This window comes from Mesorhizobium sp. LjRoot246 (genome assembly GCF_964254115.1).
Classification (GTDB): domain Bacteria; phylum Pseudomonadota; class Alphaproteobacteria; order Rhizobiales; family Rhizobiaceae; genus Mesorhizobium.
On the sequence record NZ_CAXUSN020000001.1, the window covers coordinates 2,623,523 to 2,647,195 of the forward strand.

At 61.3% G+C, this 23,673-nt stretch carries 18 protein-coding genes; 7 read left to right on the forward strand and 11 right to left on the reverse strand.

Features of this window, described 5'->3' with window-relative positions; all coding sequences use genetic code 11:
• Nucleotides 1–12: 12 nt before the first annotated feature.
• The 6 genes from ACSQ3L_RS12675 to argE form a co-directional block, all read right to left on the reverse strand.
• Nucleotides 13–1,470 (reverse strand): NAD-dependent succinate-semialdehyde dehydrogenase, encoded by a 1,458-nt coding sequence (locus ACSQ3L_RS12675; RefSeq protein WP_436160255.1) that lies wholly within the window; start codon nucleotides 1,468–1,470, stop codon nucleotides 13–15.
• Nucleotides 1,471–1,487: 17 nt separating this feature from the next.
• On the reverse strand, nucleotides 1,488–2,531 hold the full coding sequence (locus ACSQ3L_RS12680; protein ID WP_436160256.1) for a tartrate dehydrogenase: 1,044 nt from the start codon (nucleotides 2,529–2,531) through the stop codon (nucleotides 1,488–1,490).
• A 10-nt stretch (nucleotides 2,532–2,541) separates the two neighbouring features.
• Complete coding sequence (locus ACSQ3L_RS12685) at nucleotides 2,542–4,005, reverse strand: aldehyde dehydrogenase family protein (protein ID WP_436160257.1); 1,464 nt, start codon at nucleotides 4,003–4,005, stop codon at nucleotides 2,542–2,544.
• Nucleotides 4,006–4,155: 150 nt separating this feature from the next.
• Nucleotides 4,156–4,509 (reverse strand): cupin domain-containing protein, encoded by a 354-nt coding sequence (locus tag ACSQ3L_RS12690; RefSeq protein ID WP_436160258.1) that lies wholly within the window; start codon nucleotides 4,507–4,509, stop codon nucleotides 4,156–4,158.
• 22 nt (nucleotides 4,510–4,531) lie between these two features.
• Nucleotides 4,532–5,455 carry a 2-hydroxyacid dehydrogenase gene (locus ACSQ3L_RS12695; protein WP_436160259.1) on the reverse strand — a complete coding sequence of 308 codons (924 nt, stop codon included), beginning with the start codon at nucleotides 5,453–5,455 and terminating at the stop codon, nucleotides 4,532–4,534.
• A gap of 12 nt (nucleotides 5,456–5,467) precedes the next feature.
• Nucleotides 5,468–6,592, reverse strand: a complete 1,125-nt coding sequence (gene argE, locus ACSQ3L_RS12700; protein ID WP_436160260.1) for an acetylornithine deacetylase — start codon at nucleotides 6,590–6,592, stop codon at nucleotides 5,468–5,470.
• Nucleotides 6,593–6,827: 235 nt separating this feature from the next.
• Between argE and ACSQ3L_RS12705 the strand changes: the two genes are divergently transcribed.
• Nucleotides 6,828–7,727 carry a GNAT family N-acetyltransferase gene (locus tag ACSQ3L_RS12705; RefSeq protein ID WP_436160261.1) on the forward strand — a complete coding sequence of 300 codons (900 nt, stop codon included), beginning with the start codon at nucleotides 6,828–6,830 and terminating at the stop codon, nucleotides 7,725–7,727.
• A gap of 413 nt (nucleotides 7,728–8,140) precedes the next feature.
• Here ACSQ3L_RS12705 and ACSQ3L_RS12710 read toward each other — a convergent pair whose 3' ends face one another.
• From ACSQ3L_RS12710 to ACSQ3L_RS12720, 3 genes are all read right to left on the reverse strand, one after another.
• Nucleotides 8,141–11,344 carry an efflux RND transporter permease subunit gene (locus ACSQ3L_RS12710; protein WP_436160262.1) on the reverse strand — a complete coding sequence of 1,068 codons (3,204 nt, stop codon included), beginning with the start codon at nucleotides 11,342–11,344 and terminating at the stop codon, nucleotides 8,141–8,143.
• Nucleotides 11,341–12,471, reverse strand: coding sequence for an efflux RND transporter periplasmic adaptor subunit (locus ACSQ3L_RS12715; RefSeq protein WP_436163420.1), 1,131 nt, complete (start codon nucleotides 12,469–12,471; stop codon nucleotides 11,341–11,343). Before ACSQ3L_RS12715 ends, ACSQ3L_RS12710 begins: the two co-directional genes overlap by 4 nt.
• A 341-nt stretch (nucleotides 12,472–12,812) precedes the next feature.
• Nucleotides 12,813–12,965 (reverse strand): hypothetical protein, encoded by a 153-nt coding sequence (locus tag ACSQ3L_RS12720; RefSeq protein ID WP_436160263.1) that lies wholly within the window; start codon nucleotides 12,963–12,965, stop codon nucleotides 12,813–12,815.
• Between the two features lie 552 nt (nucleotides 12,966–13,517).
• Here ACSQ3L_RS12720 and ACSQ3L_RS12725 point away from each other — a divergent pair.
• Both ACSQ3L_RS12725 and ACSQ3L_RS12730 read left to right on the forward strand, forming a co-directional pair.
• Complete coding sequence (locus tag ACSQ3L_RS12725; RefSeq protein ID WP_436160264.1) at nucleotides 13,518–14,849, forward strand: hypothetical protein; 1,332 nt, start codon at nucleotides 13,518–13,520, stop codon at nucleotides 14,847–14,849.
• A 1,863-nt stretch (nucleotides 14,850–16,712) separates the two neighbouring features.
• Nucleotides 16,713–17,342, forward strand: a complete 630-nt coding sequence (locus tag ACSQ3L_RS12730; RefSeq protein WP_436160265.1) for a LuxR C-terminal-related transcriptional regulator — start codon at nucleotides 16,713–16,715, stop codon at nucleotides 17,340–17,342.
• Between the two features lie 133 nt (nucleotides 17,343–17,475).
• Here ACSQ3L_RS12730 and ACSQ3L_RS12735 read toward each other — a convergent pair whose 3' ends face one another.
• Complete coding sequence (locus ACSQ3L_RS12735) at nucleotides 17,476–18,381, reverse strand: hypothetical protein (RefSeq protein ID WP_436160266.1); 906 nt, start codon at nucleotides 18,379–18,381, stop codon at nucleotides 17,476–17,478.
• Nucleotides 18,382–19,113: 732 nt separating this feature from the next.
• On the opposite strand from ACSQ3L_RS12735, the gene ACSQ3L_RS12740 reads away from it, so the two are divergent.
• A complete protein-coding gene (locus ACSQ3L_RS12740; RefSeq protein WP_436163421.1) occupies nucleotides 19,114–19,701 on the forward strand; it encodes a sugar transferase in 588 nt (195 codons plus the stop codon).
• Nucleotides 19,702–19,769: 68 nt separating this feature from the next.
• Here the strand turns inward: ACSQ3L_RS12740 and ACSQ3L_RS12745 are convergent, their stop codons facing one another.
• Complete coding sequence (locus tag ACSQ3L_RS12745) at nucleotides 19,770–20,018, reverse strand: hypothetical protein (protein WP_436160267.1); 249 nt, start codon at nucleotides 20,016–20,018, stop codon at nucleotides 19,770–19,772.
• A 411-nt stretch (nucleotides 20,019–20,429) separates the two neighbouring features.
• On the opposite strand from ACSQ3L_RS12745, the gene ACSQ3L_RS12750 reads away from it, so the two are divergent.
• The 3 genes from ACSQ3L_RS12750 to ACSQ3L_RS12760 all read left to right on the forward strand — a co-directional run bounded on the left by ACSQ3L_RS12750 (nucleotide 20,430) and on the right by ACSQ3L_RS12760 (nucleotide 23,597).
• Nucleotides 20,430–21,707 (forward strand): O-antigen ligase family protein, encoded by a 1,278-nt coding sequence (locus ACSQ3L_RS12750; RefSeq protein WP_436160268.1) that lies wholly within the window; start codon nucleotides 20,430–20,432, stop codon nucleotides 21,705–21,707.
• Between the two features lie 226 nt (nucleotides 21,708–21,933).
• Nucleotides 21,934–22,584, forward strand: coding sequence for a hypothetical protein (locus tag ACSQ3L_RS12755; protein ID WP_436160269.1), 651 nt, complete (start codon nucleotides 21,934–21,936; stop codon nucleotides 22,582–22,584).
• 8 nt (nucleotides 22,585–22,592) lie between these two features.
• Nucleotides 22,593–23,597 carry a hypothetical protein gene (locus ACSQ3L_RS12760; protein ID WP_436160270.1) on the forward strand — a complete coding sequence of 335 codons (1,005 nt, stop codon included), beginning with the start codon at nucleotides 22,593–22,595 and terminating at the stop codon, nucleotides 23,595–23,597.
• Nucleotides 23,598–23,673 lie beyond the last annotated feature (76 nt).

A 23,673-nucleotide genomic window follows, 5' to 3' on the forward strand; every position in this document is an offset into this window, starting at 1 on the left:
AGCCAAATTGCCTCAGCCGAGCCCGCCGATGTGAAAGCTTTTCATCTCGAGATATTCCTCGATGCCGGCCTGCGCGCCCTCTCGCCCGAGGCCGGACAGCTTGACGCCGCCGAAGGGGGCGACCTCGATCGAGACCGAGCCGGTGTTGAGTCCGACCATGCCGAACTCCAGTGCCTCGCCGACGCGCCAGGCGCGTTTCAAATTCCCGGTGTAGAAGTAGGAGGCAAGCCCGTAGGGCGTGCCGTTGGCCAGCGTGATCGCCTCCTCTTCCGTCTCGAACCGGAAAAGCGGTGCGACCGGGCCGAACGTTTCCTCGCCGGCGAGCTGCATGTCCTTTGTGGCGCCGCTCAGCACCAGCGGCGCGACATACTGAGGACCCTCCGGCAGCACCGGCTTCTCGGTGATGATCGCAGCACCCTTGGCGAGCGCGTCCTCGACGTGGCGGTTGATCTTCTCGACCGCTGCCATGTTGATCATCGGCCCGATGGTGACGCCGGGCTGTGTGCCGGGCCCCACCGTCATGGCGTTGACGCGTGCGCTGAGCTTTGCTGCGAAGGTTTCGTAGACTCCGGCCTGGACGAGGATGCGGTTGGCGCAGACGCAGGTCTGGCCGCCATTGCGGAATTTCGACACCAGCGCGCCCTCGACGGCGAGGTCGAGATCGGCGTCGTCGAAGACGATGAAGGGTGCGTTGCCGCCGAGTTCGAGGCTGAGCCGCTTCACGCTGTCGGCGGCGCCGCGCATCAGCAGCGAGCCGACCCGGGTCGAGCCGGTGAAGGAAATCTTGCGAACGGCCTCGTTCGCCATGATCTCGTTGCCGATCTCGGTCGGCATGCCGGTGACGATGTTGATGACGCCGGCGGGGATGCCCGCCCGTTCGGCAAGCACGCCGAGCGCCAGTGCCGAATAGGGCGTGAACTCGGATGGCTTGATCACCACCGTGCAGCCGGCGGCCAGCGCCGGCGCGACCTTGCGGGCGATCATCGCATTGGGAAAATTCCACGGCGTGATGATGCCGCAAACGCCTACCGGTTCCTTCAGCACGATGATGCGGCGGTCTAGCGTCGGCGAGGGGATGGTGTGGCCATTGATGCGGCGCGCCTCCTCCGCGAACCATTTGACGAAGGACGCACCGTAACGGATCTCGCCTTTGGCCTCGTCCAGCGGTTTGCCCTGTTCGGTCGTCAGGATCAGCGCGAGATCGTCCAGATGCGCGAGCATCAGCTCATGCCAGGCTTCCAGCATCGCGGCGCGTTCGGCGTTGGTCTTTCTCTTCCAGTCCCGATAGGCCGAAGCGGCGGTGTCTATGGCCGCGCGGGTCTCCGGACCCTCCATGTCGGGCACCGAGCCGATCGCCGCCTGCGTCGCCGGATCGACGACGTCGACCGTTCTGCCGGAGCCGGCAGCGACCCATTCGCCGCCGATCAGGCCGGCTTCGCGGAAGAGACTTTTGTCTTTCAGGTTTTTCATCGAAAACGACCTTGCAGTCAGGTGAGTGCCGCGACGACGGCGGCCGTGATGGCCTCCGTCCGGTCCTTGCCGGGAATGGTGCCTATGCCGCGCACAGTTGCGGCCTCGACCGCCTTCATGACGCGGCCGGCCGCAGCCTTTTCGCCGAGATGATCGAGCATCATGGCACCTGACCAGATGGCGGCGATCGGATTGGCGATGCCCAGATGCGCGATGTCGGGCGCCGAGCCGTGTACCGGCTCGAACATCGACGGCGCCGAGCGGTCGGGATTGATGTTGGCGGAGGCGGCGTAACCGAGCCCGCCCTGGATGGCCGCGCCGATGTCGGTGAGGATGTCGCCAAACAGGTTGGAGGCGACGACCACGTCGAGGCTCTCCGGCGCCATGATCATGCGCGCGGCGAGCGCATCGACATGATAGCTGGTCACGGCGACGTCAGAATACTCCGCAGCCAGCTTTCGCGTGATCTCGTCCCAGAACACCATCGAATATTTCTGCGCGTTGGATTTGGTGACGGAAGCCAGCCTGCCGCGCCGTGTCCGCGCCTGCTCGAAGCCAAAGCGCAGGATGCGCTCGACGCCGGCGCGGGTGAAGATCGAGGTCTCCACGGCGACCTCGTCCAGCGTGCCTTGATGCACGCGCCCGCCAGCGCCCGAATATTCGCCTTCGGTGTTCTCACGGATGCACAATATGTCGAAGTTTTCCGCCCGAAGCGGGCCTGTCACGCCCGGCAGAAGACGATGCGGCCGGATGTTGGCATATTGCACGAAAGCCTTGCGGATCGGCAGCAGCAGGCCGTGCAGCGAAACGGAATCCGGCACTTCCGCAGGCCAGCCGACCGCGCCGAGAAGGATGGCGTCAAAGCCGCGTAAGGTCTCGATGGCGTTCTCCGGCATCATGCGGCCGGTATCCTTGTAGAGTTTGCAGGACCACGGGAATTCGGTGCTCGTCAGGGCAAAGCCTGCGTGTTCCGCCGCGGTCTCCAGCACGGACCAGGCAGCGGTGGTCACATCGCGGCCGATGCCGTCACCGGGGATCAGAGCGATCGAATAGGACTTCATCGGCATCTCTTTACAGGCTGATCAGGACGCTCTTGGTCCTGCGATTGGCGAGATAGGCCTCGCGGCCGAGGTCCTTGCCGATGCCGGAGCGCTTGTAGCCGCCGGTCGGCAGGATATGGTCGCGCGAGCGGCTGTAGCGGTTGACCCACACGGTGCCGGCTTCGAGCTTTCGCGCGAAGCGGATGGTGCGGGACAGGTCGGCGGTGAACAGGCCGGAAGCCAGTCCGTAGGTTGGATGGGTCGACAGCGCCAGCGCCTCTTCCTCGGTCTCGAAGGTCTGGACGGTCAAGACCGGGCCGAAGATTTCCTCGACGATCGCCGGATTGGCCTGGTCCACATTAGCGATCAGCGTCGGCTCGTAGAAATAGCCCGGGCTGTCCATGACGCCGCCGCCGATCAGGCATTCGCCGCCGGCCTTGATCGCGGCCTGCACGATGCCGTCGATACGCGCCCGCTGCCGTTGCGAGATAACAGGCGAATACTGCGTCGCCGCGTCCCAGGTCGGGCCTGGGCGTACCGTCTTGATGCGTTCCAGGATGGCAACCGTCAGCCTGTCGGCGACGCTCCTCTCGACAATCAGGCGCGTGCCGGCCACGCAGGCCTGGCCGGCGTTGAAGGTGACGCTGCCGGCGATCGCCGTCGCTGCCTTGTCCAGATCGGCATCGGCGAAGACGATCTGCGGGCTCTTGCCGCCGAGTTCCAGCGTCATCGGCTTGACGCCGGTGCGGGCCACGTTCTCCATGATCGCCGAGCCGGCGCGGGTCGAGCCGGTGAAGCTGACCTTGGCGACCTCGGGATGACCGGTCAGCGCCGTGCCGGTTGTCATGCCGTCGCCCAGAACCACGTTTATGAGCCCTGCCGGCAAGCCTGCTTTGATGGCGAGTTGTGCCATGTAGACTGCCGAAAAGGGCGTCATTTCCGACGGCTTCAGCACGACCGCATTGCCCGCGGCCAGTGCCGGACCGAGCTTCCATCCGGCCATCGAGATGGGAAAATTCCAGGGCGTGATCGCGCCGACCACGCCATAGGGCTCGCTCATGATCATGCCGAGACTGGCGTCGTCGGTCGGCACCAGCTCGCTGCCTTCCTTGTCGGCGAACTCGGCGAAGAAGCGGATCTGCTCGGCGGTCACGGCTATGTCGCCGGTAACAATCTGGCCGACGGGCCGGGTTGAGCACAGCGCCTCGATCCTGGCCATCGTTTCGGCTTCCGCCTCGATCAGGTCGGCCCAGGCCTGAAGCGCCCGGGTGCGCTCGCGCGGCCGGACGCCGCCCCAGTTGCTGGCCTTTAGCGCCGCCTTGGCGCTTTCCACGGCACGGTCGACCATATCGACGCCGGCCACGGGGCTGGCGGCGTATGCCTTGCCGTCCGACGGTCGGCGCATCTCGATCGCCCCCTCGGCCGCGATCAGCTGCTCGCCGATAAAATGGCCGACGGGAAGGAAGACGGTATTCGGGTCGAAGCTCAGGCCCATGGGCGCACACTCGCAGTTGTTCCGGAGAAGCCTATCGCGAGCAACAGCGCAGCATGCACCGTTCGATGATCGGTCGCGGTTGATTGTTGCGTACCGGAGATGAGGGACGGCAAAATCTGTTGCGGAGGGCACGCGCTTCGCGGGCTCCCGTTACCCCACGGTTACGTAGATCTTGCGCACCGTTTCGATGGTCTTCCAAACCCCGGTGAAGCCAGGCTTCATCACGAAGCTGTCGCCGGCGCGATAGGTCACCGCCTCGCCGCCATCGGGCGTGATTTCAATCACGCCGGTGAGGATGTGGCAGAACTCGAAAGTCTCTCCCTTGATCGAGCTCGTCTCCCCAGGCGTCGCCTCCCAGACGCCGGTGTGAACGAGATCGCCCTTGGCGGCGTCCTGCGCCCAGGTCTTGAAGGTGGGGTTGCCGGCAATCAGCCGTTCAGGCAGCGCCCTGGATTCGCGCGGCGGGGAGGCAGGGCTGGTATCAAGTGTCTTGAGCAGGGACAAAGGAGGCCTTTCTGGTTGGACTTCAATAGCCGCGCGACCGGTCGACGAGCCCGATGGGGTCGAGCCCGGCACGGTGGCGTCGGATGTTTTCGATGACGGCGCGCGCGGCGGTCGCCGGCTGGGTGACGCTTGCGACATGCGGGGTCAGCATGATCTTCGGATGCGACCATAACGGATGGCCGGCCGGCAGCGGTTCGGGATCGGTGACGTCGATCATCGCCGCCGAGAGTTGACCGCTGTCGAGCGAGGCGACAAGGGCTTCATGGTCGAGCTGTGGCCCCCGGCCCGTGTGGACGAGCGCCGCGCCCTTGGGCAGTTTCGCAAACAGGTTGGCATCGAGGAAACCGCGCGTCTCCTCGGTCAGCGGCAGCAGGCAGATCAAAATGTCGCTTGCCGTGAGCATCTCGTTCAGCCCGAGCTCACCATGATGACAGGTCACGCCCTCGATCTGCCGCGGCGAGCGGCTCCATCCGGCGAGCGGAAAGCCGAAGGGCTTCAGCCGATCGAGAACGGCCTGACCGAGCTGTCCAAGGCCAAGCACGCCGATCCGGCGCGACCCGGCTTGGAGCTGCGGGATATCGTGCCAATCGCCGGCGCGTTGCTGTGCCAGATATCCCGGCAGGTTGCGATGCAAAGCGAGCACGGCAAGCGTCACATACTCCTGCATCATGCGCACGATGCCTTCCTCGACCGTACGCACGATCTTCACCTGTTCCGGTACGGTGGCGGGGCGGAACTGGTCCACGCCGGCGCCAAGGGAAAACAGGATCTCCAGGTTTCTGTAGCGCGCGAGGTCTTCTGGCGCGGTCCAGGTAATGAGATAGCGTACGGCGTCGGGATCGACCGTTGCGGCATCGATCGTGAAGGGGACGTCCGGCAGTTCTCTCGCGAAGGCATTGGCGAAGATCGCCCCGCGGCGCGCATCGGAATTGAACAGGAATGTCATTCCGGTTCCTCGTCAAGCCGCGCAGCGGGCGCCCAGCGCCTCGATCAATCGCTGGCAGGCGGTGAGCTCGCTGGCAAGGATGTATTCGTTTGGTTTGTGGGCGCGATCGATGTCGCCGGGGCCGCAGATGATCGCATCGAGCCCGGCGGCCTGGTAGAGCCCGGCCTCCGTGCCGTAGCTGACGGCGGCGAGCGGCGCTTCAGCGGTCAGTTCGCCCAACAGTGCCGCAAGCGCCGTGTCCTGCGGCAGCGACAGCGCCGGATAGGCGCTCATCGGCATCCACTCGATACGAAAGCCGTCGGCCGCGAGAGCCTCGGCCCGCGCCTTGACGGGCGTGAGCAGGCTTGCCGGGTCGACGCCAGGTATGGCGCGTGCCTCGAGGTCCAAAGTGCAGATGTCGGGGATGATGTTGACCGACTGTCCGCCAGCCACGACGCCCGCTTGCAGCGAGGAGTAGGGCGGCTCGAAGGCAGCGTCGAACGGACCGAGCGTCAGCCGTTCGGCCTCGTTCACGGCCGCGCTCAGCGCACCGGCCATGGCATGGATAGCGTTGAGCCCGAGATCGGGTCGGGAGGAATGGCCGGAGCGCCCGTTGATGATCACACGGGCGGCCGCCTTGCCTTTGTGGCCGCGCACGGCGCGCATGCCGCTCGGCTCGCCGACGATGACGCCGAGTGGCTTTGCGCAAAATTCGGGAAGGCGGGCGATCAGGTGCGGCACGCCGCGGCATCCGACCTCCTCGTCGTAGGAGAAGGCGAAGTGGATTGGCCGGGCAAGCCGCAGTCCCACCAGCGCAGGCACGGCCGCGAGCGCCGCCGCAAGAAACCCCTTCATGTCCGTGGTGCCGCGTCCATAGAGCCGTTCGCCCTCTTTGCGCAGTGCGAAAGGGCTTGAACTCCATTGCGGCTCACTGGCGGGGACGACGTCCATGTGGCCGGACAGGATGTATCCAGGGACGTTGGCGGGGCCGATCGTCGCGAACAGATTGGAGCGGTCACCTTCCGGCCCTGGAAGCAAAGTGACCTGCGTTCCCTGTTTTGCGAGATAGGCCTCGATCCAGCCTGCGATATCGCTGTTCGGCTTGCCCGCGACCGACGGAAAGGCGACAAGACGGTCGAGGATGTCGAAGACGCCCATTCCAGCCCTCAGAGAATTTCGGGTTCGCCGGGATCGATGCCGTATGCTGCTCGATTTCGGCAGAGGATGTGCGCGTTCTTTCGCGATTGCGTGCCGAAAGCGGAAGTGTTTCAGTTGAATCTAGCGTTGCTGCACCGCTTTCGAGCAAATCGTACCGGTCTGCTTGTTTAGCGTTGGCAGGGGAAGAGGGTGGCCATCGGTGCGTCGCCTTCCAGTACGATAATCTTTCAGGGGCATGGAATTGAAGCCGTCCGGAAGCTTGAAAATCGATACCTTCTCGATGCGGATCGGCGACATCGAAGGCGTCGAACTGGACCGCTTGCACGCGCTCTCGCTCTCCGTGGGGTGGCCGCATCGCGCTGAAGACTGGCAATTCCTGCGCCAGTCGGGACACGGGTTCGTGGCGCTCGATGAGATCGGCCGGGTTCTCGGTTCGGCCATGTGGTTCTCGCATGGTACCGATTTCGCAACCGTGGGCATGGTCATCACCTCGCCGCGACTCCAGACGCTGGGAGCGGGGCAATGGCTGATGAAGCGGGTCTTCGAGAACGTCGTCGGCCGCGATCTGCGCCTCAACGCAACGCGCGCGGCAAGGCGGCTCTATCTTTCGCTCGACTTCCAGCCGGAGAAGACCGTCTATCAATGCCAGGGCATCGCCCGCCTGGAGACGCCAGGTAGCCCGGCAGACATGCGCGATGTCAGGACCTTGGACCCAGGGGATATTCCCGCAGCGATCGCGCTCGACGCGGCTGGATTTGGCGTGCGGCGTGCGGCACTCATCGAACGGCTCTTCGCACACTCGGCCGGCTATGGTCTTTTCAAGGATGGCAGGCTGAACGCATTCGCGCTCTGTCGGCCGTTCGGGCGGGGCCACGTCGTGGGGCCGGTCGTTGCGGAAAGCGACGCCGACGCTGTGGCGATCGTCCGGCCGCACGTGGCCGACCATTTGGGATCTTTCCTACGGATCGACACCCACATGGACAATGGCGAGTTCGCCGCCTTTCTGTCGCACAGCGGAATGCCTGTTTTCGACACGGTGCTGACCATGTCGCTGGGCAAACGCCTAACCGATTTTGCCGTCGGGGGTGCAATCACACCGATGACTTATGCCCTCGCCAGTCAAACTCTTGGGTAGCTCATCCAGGACGCGGGCAGTCGCGGCTAAGGCAGGCCCGCATCAATGTGGCGCATATCTAGCCAGGTTTTGACGATGAAAGCGTCGCGGAACCATACGGAACGATACGGGAAGAATGTTTGATCTACGCCCACGAAAAACCCAATAAAATCAACGATTTTGATACACCCTCCGGACCCACCAAAACGACCGCGCAAAGTGGCTGATTTTTATATCATTTTCTGAAGGGGTCCACGACGTGGACTCGAACCCCTTATTTCTGACCAAGTACGTATTGGTCTCACGTCCGCCAGTAACGAAGATGCTGAGGCAGACAACTGACCCCAATCTGATCGTTTGTTGGGGTCGTATGCAGCGCGCCGCGCCAATTTTCTGGAGTGATAAGCCGCGCCCGACGCGGCGAATTCGTAACCCTACTCGGCGGCCGTCTCCGATGGCGCCTCTGCCGGCCCCGAAGGCTCGGCTTCGGCACGGGGCTTGCGCCGTGAAAACAGCGACCTGAGCGTGACGTAGAACACCGGCGTCAGGAACAGGCCGACGAAGGTGACGCCGAGCATGCCGGAGAACACCGCGGTGCCGAGCGACTGGCGCATTTCTGCGCCCGGGCCTGTTGCGATCATCAGCGGCACGACGCCGAGGATGAACGAGAAGGCGGTCATCAGGATCGGCCGCAGCCTGAGCCGGCAGGCTTCGACGGCAGCCTCGGCGGCCGACAGGCCGCGTTCCTGCGCCTGCCGCGCGAATTCGACGATCAGGATCGCGTTCTTGGCGGCAAGCCCGATCAGCACGATGAGGCCGATCTGCACGAGGATGTTGTTGTCCAGCCCTCGGAAAGACACGCCGAGCAACGCCGCGAGCACGCCGAGCGGCACTACCAGCACAATGGCGAACGGCAGCACCCAGCTTTCATATTGCGCCGCCAGCGCCAGGAACACGAACAGCACCGACAGTCCGAAGATATAGACAGCGGCATTGCCGGTGTTGCGCTCCTGATAGGCGAGCTCGGTCCATTCATAGGAGGTACCGGCCGGTAGCGTCTTTGCCGTGATCCCTTCCATCAATGCCAGGGCGTCGCCCGTGGAAACGCCGGGCGCGGCGTTGCCCTGCAGCGGCACCGAGACGTACATGTTGTAGCGCTGGACCAGCGCTGGGCCGGTGACGTCGCGGATTTCGATCAACGTGCCGAGCGGAACCAGCGCGCCGGTCGCCGAGCGCACCTTCAGTTTCAAGATGTCGGCGCGATCGAGGCGGAACGCCTGGTCGGCCTGCGCCCGCACCTGGTAGACGCGCCCGAAAGCGTTGAAGTCGTTGACGTAGGCGGTGCCCAAATTGATCGACAGCGTCTCGAAGATGTTGGGGATCGGCACATTCAGGATGCGCGCCTTGTCGCGATCGATCGCCAGGAAGAATTGCGGGCTCGACGCGGAGAACGTGGTGAACACGCCCGTCAGCCCCGGCGTCTTGTTGGCCTTGCCGGCGATTTCGTTGGCAAGCGCCAGGATCTGCCGCATGTCGGCGCTGTTGCGCTCCTGGATCTGCAGCTTGAAGCCGCCGGCATTGCCGACGCCGCGGATCGGCGGCGGCGGCAGTGCGATAATGAAGGCTTCCTTGATGCTTTGCAGGCTGCCGAACAGATTGCCGATGACCTGAGTCGCCGACTGGCCGGCTTTCAGTCGCTCGTCAAACGGCTTGAACCTGGCGAAGATCACGCCCGCGTTGCTGGCGTTGGTGAAGGTCGCGCCGGAGAAGCCGGCGAAGGCGACTGCATAGTCGACGCCTGGCGTTTTCTGGATGATCTGCGACGCCTGCTGGATGACCGCATCGGTCCTCGACAACGAGGCGCCGTCCGGCAACTGGACGACGACGATCGCATAGCCCTGGTCGAGCGACGGAATGAAACCGCGCGGCACCGTCTGCACCATGTAGACCGTGGCGCAGATGAGGGCCGCGAAAACGGCCAGCATGGCGGCGATCGTTATCCGCGAGCCGACCAGCACGCGGATGATGCTCGAATACCAGTGGGCGACCCTGTCGAAGCCGCGATTGAAGCCGTCGGCGAGCGCCCGTCCGAACCGCGCCAGGAAAAAGCGCGGCGGCGCCGCCGCGGCGTGGTGCGGCTTGAACAGCAGTGCGGCCAGCGCCGGCGAGAGCGTCAGCGAATTGAATGCCGAGATCGCCGTCGACACCGCGATGGTGATCGCAAACTGCAGGTAGAACTGCCCAGAAATGCCGGGGATGAAGGCCGTCGGTACGAACACGGCAATCAGCACCAGCGAGATCGCGATGACCGCCGTTCCAACTTCGTCCATGGTCAGGTGCGACGCCGGATTGGGCGCCAGCCCTCTGGCGATATTGCGCTCGACGTTCTCGACCACGACGATCGCATCGTCGACGACGATGCCGATCGCCAGAACGAGGCCGAACAGCGTCAGCATGTTGAGCGAGAAGCCGGCGGCGTAAAGCACCGCCAGCGTGCCGATCAGCGACACGGGGATCGCCACGATCGGCACGATCGCCATGCGCCACGATTGCAAGAAGACGATGATGACGATGATGACCAGCAGCATCGCCTCGAGGATCGTCTTGTAGACCTCCTGGATCGACTCGGCGACGAACTCGGTCGGATTGTAGACGATGTCGTAGCTCAACCCCTTCGGGAAGTCGCGGGAAAGCTCCTTCATCTTGTCCTGGATCTCCGCGGCTGCGGCGAGCGCATTGGTGCCCGGCCGCTGGAAGATGGCGAGCGCCACCGCCGGTTTGCCGTTGAGATAGGAGTTGGTGACGTAGTCCTTGGCGCCGAGCTCGATGCGCGCCACGTCCTGCAACGAGATCAGGCGGCCGTCGTCGGTCGATTTGACGATCACGTATCGGAAGTCGCGTGCGTCGTTGAAGCGGCCTTGCGTGGTGACCGTGTACTGGAACGCCGTGCCGGTGCTGGTCGGCGGCGCGCCGATCGAGCCGCCCGACACCTGGACGTTCTGGTCGCGCAGCGCCTGCACCACATCGCCCGAGGTCATCCCCAGGGCGGACAGTTTTTCCGGATCGAGCCAGATGCGCAGCGAATATTCGCGTTCGCCGAAGATGATGAGGTCGCCGACGCCGTCTAACCTGAGCAGTATGTCGCGCACCCGCGAGCGGGCGTAGTTCGAGACGTAGAGCTGGTCGTAGGTATTGTCGGGCGACAGCATGTGCACGACCATCATCAGGTCGGGCGAGCTCTTGGTGGTGGTGATGCCGAGGCGGCGGACTTCTTCGGGCAGGCGCGGCTCGGCAACCGACACGCGGTTCTGCACCAGCACCTGCGCCTGGTCGAGATTGGTGCCCAGCTTGAAGGTGATGGTCAGCGCCATCGCCCCGTCGCCCGACGAATAGGACGACATGTAGAGCATGCCCTCGACGCCGTTGATCTCCTGCTCGATCGGCGTTGCCACCGTCGCTGCGACCGTCTCGGCGTCGGCGCCCGGATACTGCGCGCGAACGACGATGGTCGGCGGCGCGATCTCGGGATATTGCGCGACCGGCAGCTGGGTATAAGCAATCCCGCCGAGGATCAGCAGGACGATCGAAACGACCGATGCGAAGATCGGACGGTCGACGAAGAAATGTGCGAACCTCATTGCTGCAACTCGGCGGTCTCGGCCTTGGGCGGCAACGTCACCATCTCGACCTTCACCTTGGTGCCGGGCCTGGCGTGCATCAGCCCGTTGACGATGATCGTCTCGTCGCCGGTCAGGCCCCCGCGGATCACCCGGTAGCCGTCGAGAAGCGGGCCGGTGCGCACGGGCTTCGCCGACACCATCCCGGCCTCATCCACCAGGAACACGATGCGGCGATCCTGATCGGCGCCGATCGCCTCGTCGGGTACCAGCACGCCGCTATGCGGCAGCGACCCCGGCACGTTGATGCGCCCGAACATGCCTGGCTGGAGAATGCCGTCGGCGTTGGGAAACCTTGCACGCACCCGCATGGTGCCGGTCGCGTTGTCGATCCGGCTCTCGGCAAAATCTAGCTTGCCTTTGAATACCGCCTCCGTGCGGTCGGCGACGCGAACCACCACCTCGAGCCCGCCGGCGCCTTCCTGCATGCTGGCGCCACGCTCCTTCGCGTCGCGGGCGTAGCTGAAATACAGGCGCTCGTCGACGTCGAAATAGAAGTCGATCGGATCGCGCGTAACGATGGTCGTCAGCAAGGTGGAATCCGGCTGCACGAGGTTGCCGACCGACACCAGCCGGCGGTCGATGCGGCCGGACAAGGGCGCCTTGATCTCGGTGAATTCCATGTTCAGGCTGGCCGTCGTCAGCGCAGCCGTCGCGCCCTGCATCTGCGCCTGCGCCGAAAGGTATTCTCGCCGGCGGTCGTCGACCGTCGCGGTTGAGATATTGCCGGTCTTGGCGAGTTCGTCGGCGCGATCCAGCTGCATCTTGGAGAATTCGAGCAGACTCTTGGCGACGTCCACTTGCGACTTGGCGGCATCATAAGCCGCCTGGTACGGACGCTGGTCGATGGTGAAGAGCAGGTCGCCCTTGTTGACCAGTGCGCCGTCCTGGAAGCTGACCTTGTCCAAATAGCCGCTGACGCGCGAACGGATGGCGACCTGGTCGACGGCTTCGAAGCGCCCGACGAACTCGTCGTCTTCGACGATTTCACGGACCACCGGCTTGGCCGCCGTCACCACGGGTAGCTGCTGGTCCTGCGCAAACGCAGTGCTGCTGAAAGCCATGCCGAGCAGGAATGCCGCCGACATGGCGGCGCGGGCAAGCCAGCCGGCCGATCGACAGGGTTGCCCGCCTGCGTCGCGATGCAATTGCCCATTCCCTGGGGTGTCCATTTGCGTCCTCGCTCGCTGGACCCGGAGGTCGGTTGATCCGCTTCTACGCTCAGGCTTGTCGTCGAGATCAGAGCACTGCAGTGTTGTGCATGGCAACATGATCATTTTCCATGTGGGCTGAAATGTCCACCCTGTGGCTGCCCGCCACCGGGCTAAAGCCAGTCGCGATTTAAAGGATTCAGGATTCCTTTGATGGACGGTTTATGATTCATCTTGGTCGAAGGAGACCGATATGGGCATTACCACGTCGGCCGGATTCAAATGGACTGCAGCACCGCGGCATCGCAAGCAACGTCGTTGCGGCCAAGATGGGGTGGAGAACGAACCCGCTGCGCAGGATGGGCGCGGGCGGTATCGACAGCCATTCGCTCCTTGTTGGCCTCTCGGACATATTCGTCCGTCACCGTCATGGAAGAATGTCCCATCATCGCCCCATGATGGCGCGCTTTTGGGTGTTGCATTCGGCGAGATACGTACTGAAGGTGCGGCGTAGCCCGTGCAGAGTGTAGCCCTCCGGAATGCCGGCCTGCTTGTTCCAATATGCCATCATGCCGGTGAGGCCCTTTTCCGCGAATGGATGCCCGTAGCCATCGCAAGCCGGGATGCAATTCCGACCAAGACTTCGGAAGCTTCACCCAGTCCTCTGGGTTCGTCGTACTTCTTCATCCGCTCGGTTCCTCCTGGCGCCGACCATAGCCAATCATCAGAAAGGAACATCCATGGACCGCGTCTTTACGCGGGCGTTTGCGCTCGTCAACGAGATGGCTAGCCAACTGTTGTGGTGGCCCTATAGCGGGATCAACGTACTTGTCCTGTGGGGCGCTGTAATTGGACGTGGGTGTCCGATATTTTGTCACATTTTGTGATTTGCGCGCTACCGCCAATGGGGCTCTGGTGGGTGCAGGCCTTTCCGGCTTCAGGCACTTGGCGGAAAGGGCGGGGGGTGTGAAAGGTGGCCAAGCATGGCCGATACGAACACCATTGTCTTGAGCGGCGACTATGGCTACCGCCAATATAAAGTATCCGGTCTGCCCGCCGACACCATAATCGATGCAACCGGCGCCTCGTGGATCGTCGCCAATCAGGGAAGCCCGACCAATCTCTATCCCTTCGCGGTCGTCAATCCCGGCGACAACCTCGTGGCTTTGGGCGGCACGATTAACGGCACGGTCTCCCAAACCGGCGACTGGGAGAACATCTACGTCAACTCCGCCGCAGTCCGTGTAAATTCAGCCCACAGCTTTGCGATCGACGACTGGACAATCACCCAGCCCTGGGATGGCATCCGTGTCGGCGGCACTGGCACCTTCCTCATCGACGATAGCTATGTCGGCTACTCACGAGACGACGCGGTCGAGGACGACGACGTCATCGGCGGCACCATCCGGGATTCCTTGTTCGACCACGTGTTTTCCGGAGTGAGCCTTGGCGACGGTGACGTGGATGGGTCTGACAACACGGTCATCATGGATGGCATGCTTCTAGGCATGGGAGAGTACCTTCGCAAAGGCGAGATGACCCACGGCTCGCCGTTCAAAACAGGCGCTAGCGATATCGTACCCAGCCTGCACTTTATCGACTGCGTGGTGGCGATCACCGACGTTCACCACAACGGCTTGGAGCGGGTGCAGCGGGCCTGGGACAAGACGGTCGAGTCGCACGGCAATTACTATCTCAACCTCTCTGACACGCCGCTGCCGGCGGATTATCCAATGCCGCCCGCCGGCTGGACGGTCCTTCAAGGCCAGGCGGCCCGCGATTACTGGGCCAACGCCAAGGCGGTCTGGCACGCAACCCATGACGGGACCGACCCGTCACCTCCGCCACCGCCGACCGACCCGACCCACGGAACGACCGGGAATGATACGTTTGTCGGCACTGGCGCGGCCGATACCTATGATGCCCTGGCTGGCAACGATACACTGCGGGGTCTGGGTGGCAACGACGTGCTGACCGGTGGCGCCGGCAAGGACACCTTCGTGTTTGACACGGCCTATGGCCCCGGCAATGTCGATACACTCACCGACTTCCACGCGGCGGATGACTCGCTCTATCTCGACCATGCCGTCTTCACCAAGCTCGGCACCGGTTCCTTGTCCAGCCCGACGCAGGTGAACTCGTCGTATTTCGAGTTGCGCGAACACGCCACCAGCCACAACGATTACCTGCTCTACAGCCGGCCTACGGGCATTCTGTATTATGACCCCGATGGCTCGAAATCGATCCCCCAAGTGGAAATCGCCCATCTGGAGCCCGGGGCGGCCCTGACCTTCCACGACGTGTTCGTCGTTTGATCGCTCATGCGATCGCACGTGGCACAACGAAGCGCGAGTGCGTCACCGGTGTTCCTTGTTGCGAGTGACAGCGATCAGAAATGGCGGTTGTCTTCTCATGATCTGCGCTTCCGGGAGATCAGGCAAGAAGATTGGGAGCGTGTCCGTGAAATGGTCCAATCAATGGGTCAGTCCGCCTGACTCGGATTGCAAAGCTTCTGATCACGAAGGCCCTGTGGTGGGGCGCCATCTCATGCCAATCACGCTGAGACTATCGTTGCTGCCAGCCCTGATGTGAAGCCCGTCCGCCGTGGGGCCAAATGTGACCCGTTACGGGTCAGTAGGCTTGGCACCGCAATTGCGTTGATAGGTGTGTGGGCTGGGGCGAGGGTCCGTCGCCTCGTGAATGGGGCGGCGGGCCTTTAGTCAACGAGGATTTGGATGGAACGGCCCGGCACCCTTGTTGGGATGGGGCTAGGACACCGGGCCTAACCGACGGGCAGTCTGTGAGAAACGGCGCCGGGGCTGGGGGACTATATGCGATCATGCTAGATATGTGCAAAGCATACGAACGAAGTACGAGAGCAACAATTCGGGTGTCAACCGGAGACCGATATACCGGTGGCGCCGACGTCATGAGCATATTCGAGAAGCCGCACCGGCGCTGATTAAAAAGGAGTGGGAGTAGGGGCAACTGCGGCGTAGGCGTAGGAATGGCCTCTCGTGCTTCGTCGATCGGCTCGAGCTCTTCTGCTTGGTCTTATCGCCGCGGCAGCTCTGCCGGGGCTGGCTGTTCGCCGCATATCTTCTCCATTATGCACTGCAACGGCAAAGCCGCTTCGAACAGGACGCGTTGCGGACGGCGCAACAAGTCTCGCTGGTGGTCGAAGCAGAGCTTGTCAACCTGCAGACCATTCTTGAGGTCTCTCAAAATCGGCCACTCTCGCCAACGGCGATCTGAAGGCGTTTCACAATGAGACGAGTCGCCGTGTGCAAGGCACGGATCAGGTCCTCACCTTGAATGATGCCGATGGCAATCAGCCCACGACACCGACACCGCGCGAGGTCAGAATTTGCGTCTCGTCGAACCGGTATGGAACATGAGCGTCCCGGAGGGCGTGAAGAAAAACTGTCGTGCAGCACGCAGACTGGCAAGAAGGAAGTCGCCGGATTTTGATGCCTCGTGAATCCACGAGGTGCTCGGCGGCGCCGGCGGAATGAGGCCGGCATAGGTTGCGAGTTTTTTCGGTCCTCCGCGTGTATCTCCTTTTGACGTACGACGAATTAGGTTCGAGCAGCATGGGGACGCGCCTAAGGGAGTGTGGACCGGCAGCTGTCAGTGCGGTTTTCTAAAATCGCGGCCCGATTCCTCCGAATCGCAAGTTTGCGCTCTCAGGTCGAGACAATTCTGGACAAACTTTTTGGTGCTAAATCAGCCACATACAATTCCAGATTGCTATAGGGCCTGGTATATTAGCTAGCTAAGATATAATTACAAATTGTTAACCAGGATTAATGCGTCTTTTCCACAGCATCGTAGTATGCCTTCCAGGTTGGGTTACCTCTAAAGAGCGGGAAAGCCATACGTCCGTGCGTTGGGGCGGCGTATGCCCTACTCCTTGAATCCATTCCTAAGATATAAACAGCCCTGACACACGATAAACGAGCGTATCAGTTCACGCCCTGACAAGCTTTGCGAGGGAGCCAAACCAAGAGAGAAAGGCAAGTCAGCGGCGGAGAGGAGCAGGTAAGTCGATGGGACACCTTCAAACTTCCGATTTTTCGAATGACGCGACAAGACCGCTACACAACGGGCATATGCCGGACGCGAATGGCCTTAGCAGGTCCGATCTCGAAGAAGGACATCGAAGCGAAGGCCTTGTCATGATTGTCGACAAGCGAGCACTTGAACGTGAATGCCTTGCTCGTGGTCTTATCGAACACAATCCCACTTTGCGCGTTAGCGCGGTAGGATCTCTCGACGAGATCCAGCATATTGCCGGTGAAGCGGAGCCGTCCGCGATCCTCGTCATTCTTGGCGCCAAAAAAGTCTCCGACCAGAGTGTTCGAGAGGAACTTGCGCACTTCATTGCTGAGATTGGGGCCGTCCCCGTAATCGTCGTGGTGGATTCCGACGAGCCGGGAGAGGTTCTCGCGGCACTCGAATGCGGCGCCAGAGGCTACATTCCCACAAGCGTGAAGGTGAAGGTCGCTGCCGAGGCCATTGGTCTCGCCCGCGCCGGTGGAATCTTTGTGCCGGCCAGCTGCGTGCTGGCGCTTCGAGAGATCATCCACTCGACCGCAAACGGTGCCCGCCCACTCGCCGGCATGTTCACCATACGCGAGGCTGCGGTCGTGGAGGCGCTCAGGAAAGGCAAGGCGAACAAGATAATTGCCTACGAACTCAACCTCTGCGAGAGCACCGTCAAGGTCCACATCCGTAATATCATGAAAAAACTGAAGGCTACGAACCGCACGGAGGTGGCATACAAGCTCAGACAGATGTTGCTTTGAGGGCTGCCTCGATCGGTCCTGCCTGGCCCTCCATGGCAATATAACTGCTGGGTGCGTAAAGGCGGGACCACAGGGTCGCCGTTCTGATCTAAGGCTCCGAAGGTCGATCGTCTCGTCCGAGCCTTTTCGGCGTTTAGGCACGCTCCCGGCCAACCGTCGCGGACCCTGCCTTCACCAGAAATCCAACGCTGTCCCCTCCGAGCTCCGCGCCCCGATATGCGGCTTCGGCGGCCTTCAGCCCACCCGTCAGTCTGCGGACCATTGGAGCCGGTCCGAGTACGTCAAGTGGAAGGCCTAGCTGACCACTGGTGGGCCGCTTCGGTGGCCAGATCCTGAGGCCGAAATAGCTGGCGGCCGAGCGATCGATCCCGCCACTGAACTGCACCAGCAGCGCTTGGCGCGGGTTCCGTGCAATACGGCCCAGGGTGTTGATGTCCATTGGTGGTTTGTCGGACGGCCTCATCGCGACCACGATCACATCCCATGCATCGTCGGTCAGGAGCACGGGATGGGAAAAAACACTTACTCTCCCCCCACCGTTGCGTAACATATGCTCAAGGGATGGTGCACAGGGCGTGTCGCAGACGATGGCGATCCTCGCGTTGCGCTGATCGACACCGGCCTCGTCGAGCAAGATGCAGCATAACCGCGCGAATTCCGGCAGCAGGTCTATGGCTGGATGGCTGAGATTGGGAGCCGCAACTTTGATGCCGGCCTCGTCGCAGGCGTCGAAGTCCACAACATCCGGCCGAAGCTCCCATGGTTCAGCCATCAGCGAAACAACCGCATGCGAGGGCAAGAGCTCGATGAGCGATCTCGAAATCGGCCCGACCTGGAGACAATAGGCAACGAGGTCGACGTCCTGCCATCTGCGGCTGTCGATGCGGTTCGTCACTTCAATGCGTTCGGAGACCTTGGCGTGTTTGGCGAATGCCAACGTCGCGTCTGCAATTGCCGTCAGGTTCGGATGTCTGGAGGATATGCGGGTGAGCGCAACGACACGGCTGGCATTGGCGAGCGCCGCCACTGTGGCAGTCACTGCTCGGTATCCTATCGTAGCGCCAACGACCACGGTGAGGCCAGAAAGATTGAGATCAAGTAAGGCTATTTGCTCGCGCGCGATAGCAAGTACACTAGCAAGGTCGGTTTCCGGAACATCACGAGCAAACGACCTTGCAGGTAAATCACGTGATGGAGGCATCAAGCTGGGCACCACGTTGCGCGCTCCCCACTGTCGGATAGGTCGGCAATGTCCTTTAGCGGATCAACTGCCTGCCGGGTCTCGTCTCAAGTGCGATGCATGCGCACTTCCTGGATTGCGTTGACGGACGCCTTTGCGGCTTGCGCATTTGGCAAACGTGGTCCCTGTATATTCTATCCTCGCTAGGAGCGTGATGGCCAGGATTTGGTAGCACTCAGACCTCATGATCGCGGAACGAATTCCAATACAGGCTCCGACAATATAGCCAACCCCGCCCGATCTGCTACCGCAGCAAACGGATGCAGGTGATACGCCGTTTGATCAGAAGGCTTACCGGCGCTACGCCGCCGACGCGCCTATCAGGCAAAGGGGTAACGAGCGCAGGGTATGGCGCTACCTCCTTTGCTTCTCTTGCCGAGAATGGCAAGCCGCTGTGAAGTTGGGCCAAACGCCAGCTGCATCTCTTGGTAAAAACCCGTGACAATCAGCGCATTTGACATAAAGCGCCGCAGGCCCGGCATCCGCATCGGGCAAAACCTCCGTCCGCTTGGAGGCCGGCCCAAGAGGATGATGGACATGACTGTCGCATTGACAGCGCTTGTTCTCGCTGCTCCGGTGATGCTGGCGGTTGCCCTTTTGATATTGTTGACGGACGGGGGACCGGCGGTGTTCTCACACACTCGAGTCGGGTTCAACGGCAAACGCTTCGCCTGCTACAAGTTCAGGACCATGGTGGCCAACTCGGAGCGGGTTCTGGCCGACTATCTCGCGAGCAATCCCGAAGCTGCCAAGGAGTGGGAGCAGAATTGGAAATTCAAGAACGATCCGCGTATCACATTCCTGGGGCACATTCTCAGGAAGTCGAGCCTGGATGAGCTGCCTCAACTCATCAACGTGCTGCGCGGCGAGATGAGTTGTGTCGGCCCTCGTCCGGTCGTTCCCGACGAACTACAACGCTACGGCTCCTGTGCGATCGATTATCTAAAAACCCGGCCCGGGCTAACCGGCCTGTGGCAGGTGACGGGCAGAGACGCAATGGATTATCCCAGTCGCGTCTCTATCGACAGCCGCTATGTGCGGGAATGGTCCCTATGGGCCGATGTCGTCATTCTCATGCGGACTGTCTTCGCCGTGATGAAATTCGACCGTGCATCTTGATTGAAGTGCATGGCGAATTCTTGCCTCAGCTGCGGCGCCGGGCGCGGCGAAATCGCAGCTGCTGACCGTCACTGCTTACGTGACATGTCGCGGCGCCACATGGCCGCAAGGAAGAGGCCGAGCAAATAGGCGCACTGCAGAACGACAACGAGAAGCAGGATTGAAAGCAGGTGGTGCCAATTAAATACACTGCCGATGCCGCCTGCAACGACGCCGCCAACGACAGTCACCGCGGTCATGATGATGAGCGCAGCTGCTCGAAAACGAAATCCCAGCAAAATGCCGATCACACCGACGGCGACAAGGCCCCAAAGCACGGCGATCTCCTATGGGTGGAAGACTCAGTGTGCCATGCCTAAGTCTCCCACATCTGCGAATCGGCACCAACACTCAATCCGGCTGCGCTGTCTCGCTGACGCTCGATCAAGTGGCGGGAAATCGCTGCAACGCCGCCGCTTTGCACAAAAGGCGTAGGGCACCCTGTCCCAATGCCCCCTTTTCGCTCATTTCCTTGTCCACCCGCCGAGCCTACGCTGCTCGTAAATAGGTATGCGGAGATTCACCCGCCGTGCGGCAGCATGTAATGAATCATAATCCGGGAAGGGACGCTGAGCCTGTGTTTATCAGTGTTGCTATTCAGGACAACAAGGCGCTGGACGGTGCGCATCGCGGCACGGTTGCGTCGACACGAAGTTCCTGCATAAAGCTTTCGGTGTGACATCCCATCTATGTTACAGGCATCCGTTCTTTTGCTGATCGTGTCCATCTGGTTCCCTGGCGCAACGCGGATTGCCGGAACTGATGGCTCGCTTTCCTTCCTGCTGGCTCTGTTCTGCGCCATCGCAAGCATTGTTGCCTATGCCGAAACGGCACGACGGCTCCACCGGACCGAAGCGGCCTTGGCGACTGCGGTGCTGACAATATCTGCTTTCATCATCATTCTTTCCCTACTGTCGATGCTCTACGCGGACAATCCGCTCAGGACGATGCGCGCGGTTTTCGCACAAGTGTTTGGTTTCGCGATTATTCCAGCAGTCGCAGCGATCTCCACGAGACCCAGGGGTCTCGTGGCAGTCGACAGGGTTGTGATGACGATAGTCATCATGAGCGTTGTAACATCCTGTCTTGTCGCAATCGGGCTGGGCGATGCCAGGTTCGCCGATCGGGCCGAAGGCTATTTCAAACACTCGAACCAACTCGGGATCGCATTGTCGGCTGGTCTGCCGCTTATCGCCGCAAAGTTGGTCTCATCTCGGAGGCACCGAGTTCTCCTCTTGGGTTGCCTCGTTGCGGTGCTCCTGGGTTTGGTGAAATCGGGTTCAAAGACAAATTTCGTTCTCGGTGTGGCAGGACTCGGTGCATTCTTCGGATTATACAGTATATATCTGATCAGAAGAAAGAAGAACCCAGTTAAGATAATCGTTGGAACCGTTACCGCTCCGATATTGCTCCAAGTGAGCCTGATGGCATTGCAGTCGCTGAACCCACGGGCTTACAACCTGCTGGCCCTTCAACTTTCCGGGGGCGAGGCGCATTCGGTGGTGTCGCGGCAGCGACTGTGGTCCATATCGATGGATCTCGGTCTGTCGCATCCGTTCATGGGAGTGGGGGCAGGGCAGCCGGTGGGCGATATTGCTCCCCATAGCCACAATCTGTTCATCGACTTCTTTAGAACACTGGGGTTGCCTGGCGTCGCGTTGGTGTCGATCATGGTTCTCTTGGTCATGGCATATCTGGTCAGCGCCGTCCTCTGCACATTGTTCGGCAATGACAGGGGCGACCACGCGGCGGAAGTGAATGTGATGGTGCTCGGAACGTCGGTTTCCGTATGGAACTACATCCTGGCAAACCAGATGAGCGACTCTTTCGGTCCGTCAACGGCGGCTTTCTTCTGGCTGCCGTTGGCTTTGCTGATCTTCTACCGCGGTATGCAACGATCACTGCAGACCGGTCTTGAGCGTCCAAAGTTGTACCCGGTGACCGGGTCCCAGCTGTTTCAACATTGAGCCGATCTTAATCTTCCGAAAATCAACTTATCACCTGAATCCAATGACTACGCACACAGTTGGTGATCTGGCGGCAGGCTTGCCGCCAAGCGTCGAACCATGCGCGTCTCAAACAGGCATTCGATTTGTGGAGTTCTTTGGTCTCCCCGGGATTGGAAAGACAACCGCATCCACCTTGTTAGCGAACGGCTTGCGACGGTACGAGCCGTTGGTAGGTGATGTTCGATTGGCGTGGGAGACAAGAAATTTCATCGGCCGTCAAATCTATAGGATCGGTATTGTTGCACCAAGATTTAAGGATCGTGAGTTTCGCTCTCAGTTCGCGCGCATTGCCCGCTTTGTCGTCGAAAGCGGGCAATCATCAATTGTCGATGCCGCCAGAGTCATCTGGAATCTTTCGTTTCTGGTTGCCTATGTGCAAAGCGAGAGACAAGAAAAAAATATTATCACGGTCATGGATCAGGGTCTGTTGCAAGGGTTCTTGTCCATCTTGCTTAAGAGCAGGCGTAGGGCAACATCCGAGCAGTGGCTTGATATCCTGCTTGCCGTTGGCGTGCACGACATAGCTTTTGTCCATCTGCGCGGCGAGGTCGGTCTGGCACGAAATCGACTTCTGAAAAGGGGCGATCGGTCCTCGCGGATGCAAAGGGCATCTCCTGACCGCGACTTTGATCTCTGGTCCACGGCGGATCGTGCTTGCCGCGAGATTGCGGCCGATTTTGTGGCGGGGATGGGGACGCAAGATCACGCCGGCGTACTGGCGGCGGTCGTCGTGGAAAGGTTTGCATCGCCTGAAGACGTCGCCGAAAAGGTTCTCGATACGGTGCTTCTGGCCTGCCTCGAACGGCATCGGCTGTGCGATCCGGCAGGTCAATGAGCACGAGAATGGACCGCCGTTCATTCATGGGCGTCGCCGGCTTATATCCTGTAATCGCCCTGTTGCCGAGCTCGTTCCAAGCGCAAGGCGGACAGACGCCGCAAGGCAACGAGTTCGTTCTGGCAGGTGAGTACGGCTTCGAACAGCAATCGATACGGAATCTCCAGCCGGGAGCAACTATCGACGCTCGCAATGCTGCTTTCACAGTTGCCAACAGCAGAAACAACGATCCCAGCGCGATGATGGGCTGCGACGAGGGGCCGTTGCCGGTCAATCGCTATCCCGTCGTCATCCGCAACTGTCCCGGGGTTCGCTTTATCGGCGGCCGCTTCGACGGCCGGGTACCACTAACGTCTGATTGGCGGGACACTTACTGCAACAGCGCGGCCCTGCTTGTCAGGGACGGAACCGCCAATGCGACAATAGAGAGTGTGCGTGCGCGTCGCTGCTGGGATGGCATTCGTTTCGCCGAGCACGCTGACGGCTTTCGGCTAAAAGGGTGCTGGCTCAGTGAAATCAGGGATGATGCGGTGGAGAACGACTATCTCCTCAGCGGCATCATCGAAGATTGCCTGTTCGACGGATGTTTCTCGGGGATCAGTCTGGATCCTGCGTCAAACGAACGGGACGGAACAGGGCAGACAGTGAGGGTCGACAGATCCCTCATTCGTATGCACGCCTTTCTCTCCAAGGGCGAAACCACACATCAGGCGCCGATCAAGGCTGTCGATCAGTCACCCAGATTGAGGATCACGGGATCGGTTTTTGCATTGGCTGCGGCCAACATGCGTGGGTTCCGTCGCCTGGAAAGAACATGGCGGCTGACGATTGAAAGCCGGGACAACGTGTTGCTGTGGCTGCCCGATGACCCAATTCCCTCCGCATTGCCGCTGCCGCCGTCTGGTTTCAGATTGCTGACGGGCGCCGACGCCCGCGAATATTGGAACAAGGCGCATCTCCAGTGGATCGCGACGCACCAGGACGTGGTTCGGTTCTCAGACGAAGTGCTGTGAGAAGTCGCAGCCGTCGGCAATGATCATCCGAACTGCGAAGTCTTGTGGCGCTCGCATGCAACCTGCTTTGCAACAA

Bases quoted from the DNA above. Each gene is read 5' to 3' on its own strand.
- ACSQ3L_RS12675 (WP_436160255.1), bottom strand. From the start codon at position 1,470: ATGAAAAACCTGAAAGACAAAAGTCTCTTCCGCGAAGCCGGCCTGATC.
- ACSQ3L_RS12680 (WP_436160256.1), bottom strand. From the start codon at position 2,531: ATGAAGTCCTATTCGATCGCTCTGATCCCCGGTGACGGCATCGGCCGC.
- ACSQ3L_RS12685 (WP_436160257.1), bottom strand. From the start codon at position 4,005: ATGGGCCTGAGCTTCGACCCGAATACCGTCTTCCTTCCCGTCGGCCAT.
- ACSQ3L_RS12695 (WP_436160259.1), bottom strand. From the start codon at position 5,455: ATGACATTCCTGTTCAATTCCGATGCGCGCCGCGGGGCGATCTTCGCC.
- argE (WP_436160260.1), bottom strand. From the start codon at position 6,592: ATGGGCGTCTTCGACATCCTCGACCGTCTTGTCGCCTTTCCGTCGGTC.
- ACSQ3L_RS12705 (WP_436160261.1), top strand. From the start codon at position 6,828: ATGGAATTGAAGCCGTCCGGAAGCTTGAAAATCGATACCTTCTCGATG.
- ACSQ3L_RS12710 (WP_436160262.1), bottom strand. From the start codon at position 11,344: ATGAGGTTCGCACATTTCTTCGTCGACCGTCCGATCTTCGCATCGGTC.
- ACSQ3L_RS12715 (WP_436163420.1), bottom strand. From the start codon at position 12,471: ATGTCGGCGGCATTCCTGCTCGGCATGGCTTTCAGCAGCACTGCGTTT.
- ACSQ3L_RS12720 (WP_436160263.1), bottom strand. From the start codon at position 12,965: ATGACGGTGACGGACGAATATGTCCGAGAGGCCAACAAGGAGCGAATG.
- ACSQ3L_RS12725 (WP_436160264.1), top strand. From the start codon at position 13,518: ATGGCCGATACGAACACCATTGTCTTGAGCGGCGACTATGGCTACCGC.
- ACSQ3L_RS12730 (WP_436160265.1), top strand. From the start codon at position 16,713: ATGATTGTCGACAAGCGAGCACTTGAACGTGAATGCCTTGCTCGTGGT.
- ACSQ3L_RS12740 (WP_436163421.1), top strand. From the start codon at position 19,114: ATGGACATGACTGTCGCATTGACAGCGCTTGTTCTCGCTGCTCCGGTG.
- ACSQ3L_RS12750 (WP_436160268.1), top strand. From the start codon at position 20,430: ATGTTACAGGCATCCGTTCTTTTGCTGATCGTGTCCATCTGGTTCCCT.
- ACSQ3L_RS12760 (WP_436160270.1), top strand. From the start codon at position 22,593: ATGGACCGCCGTTCATTCATGGGCGTCGCCGGCTTATATCCTGTAATC.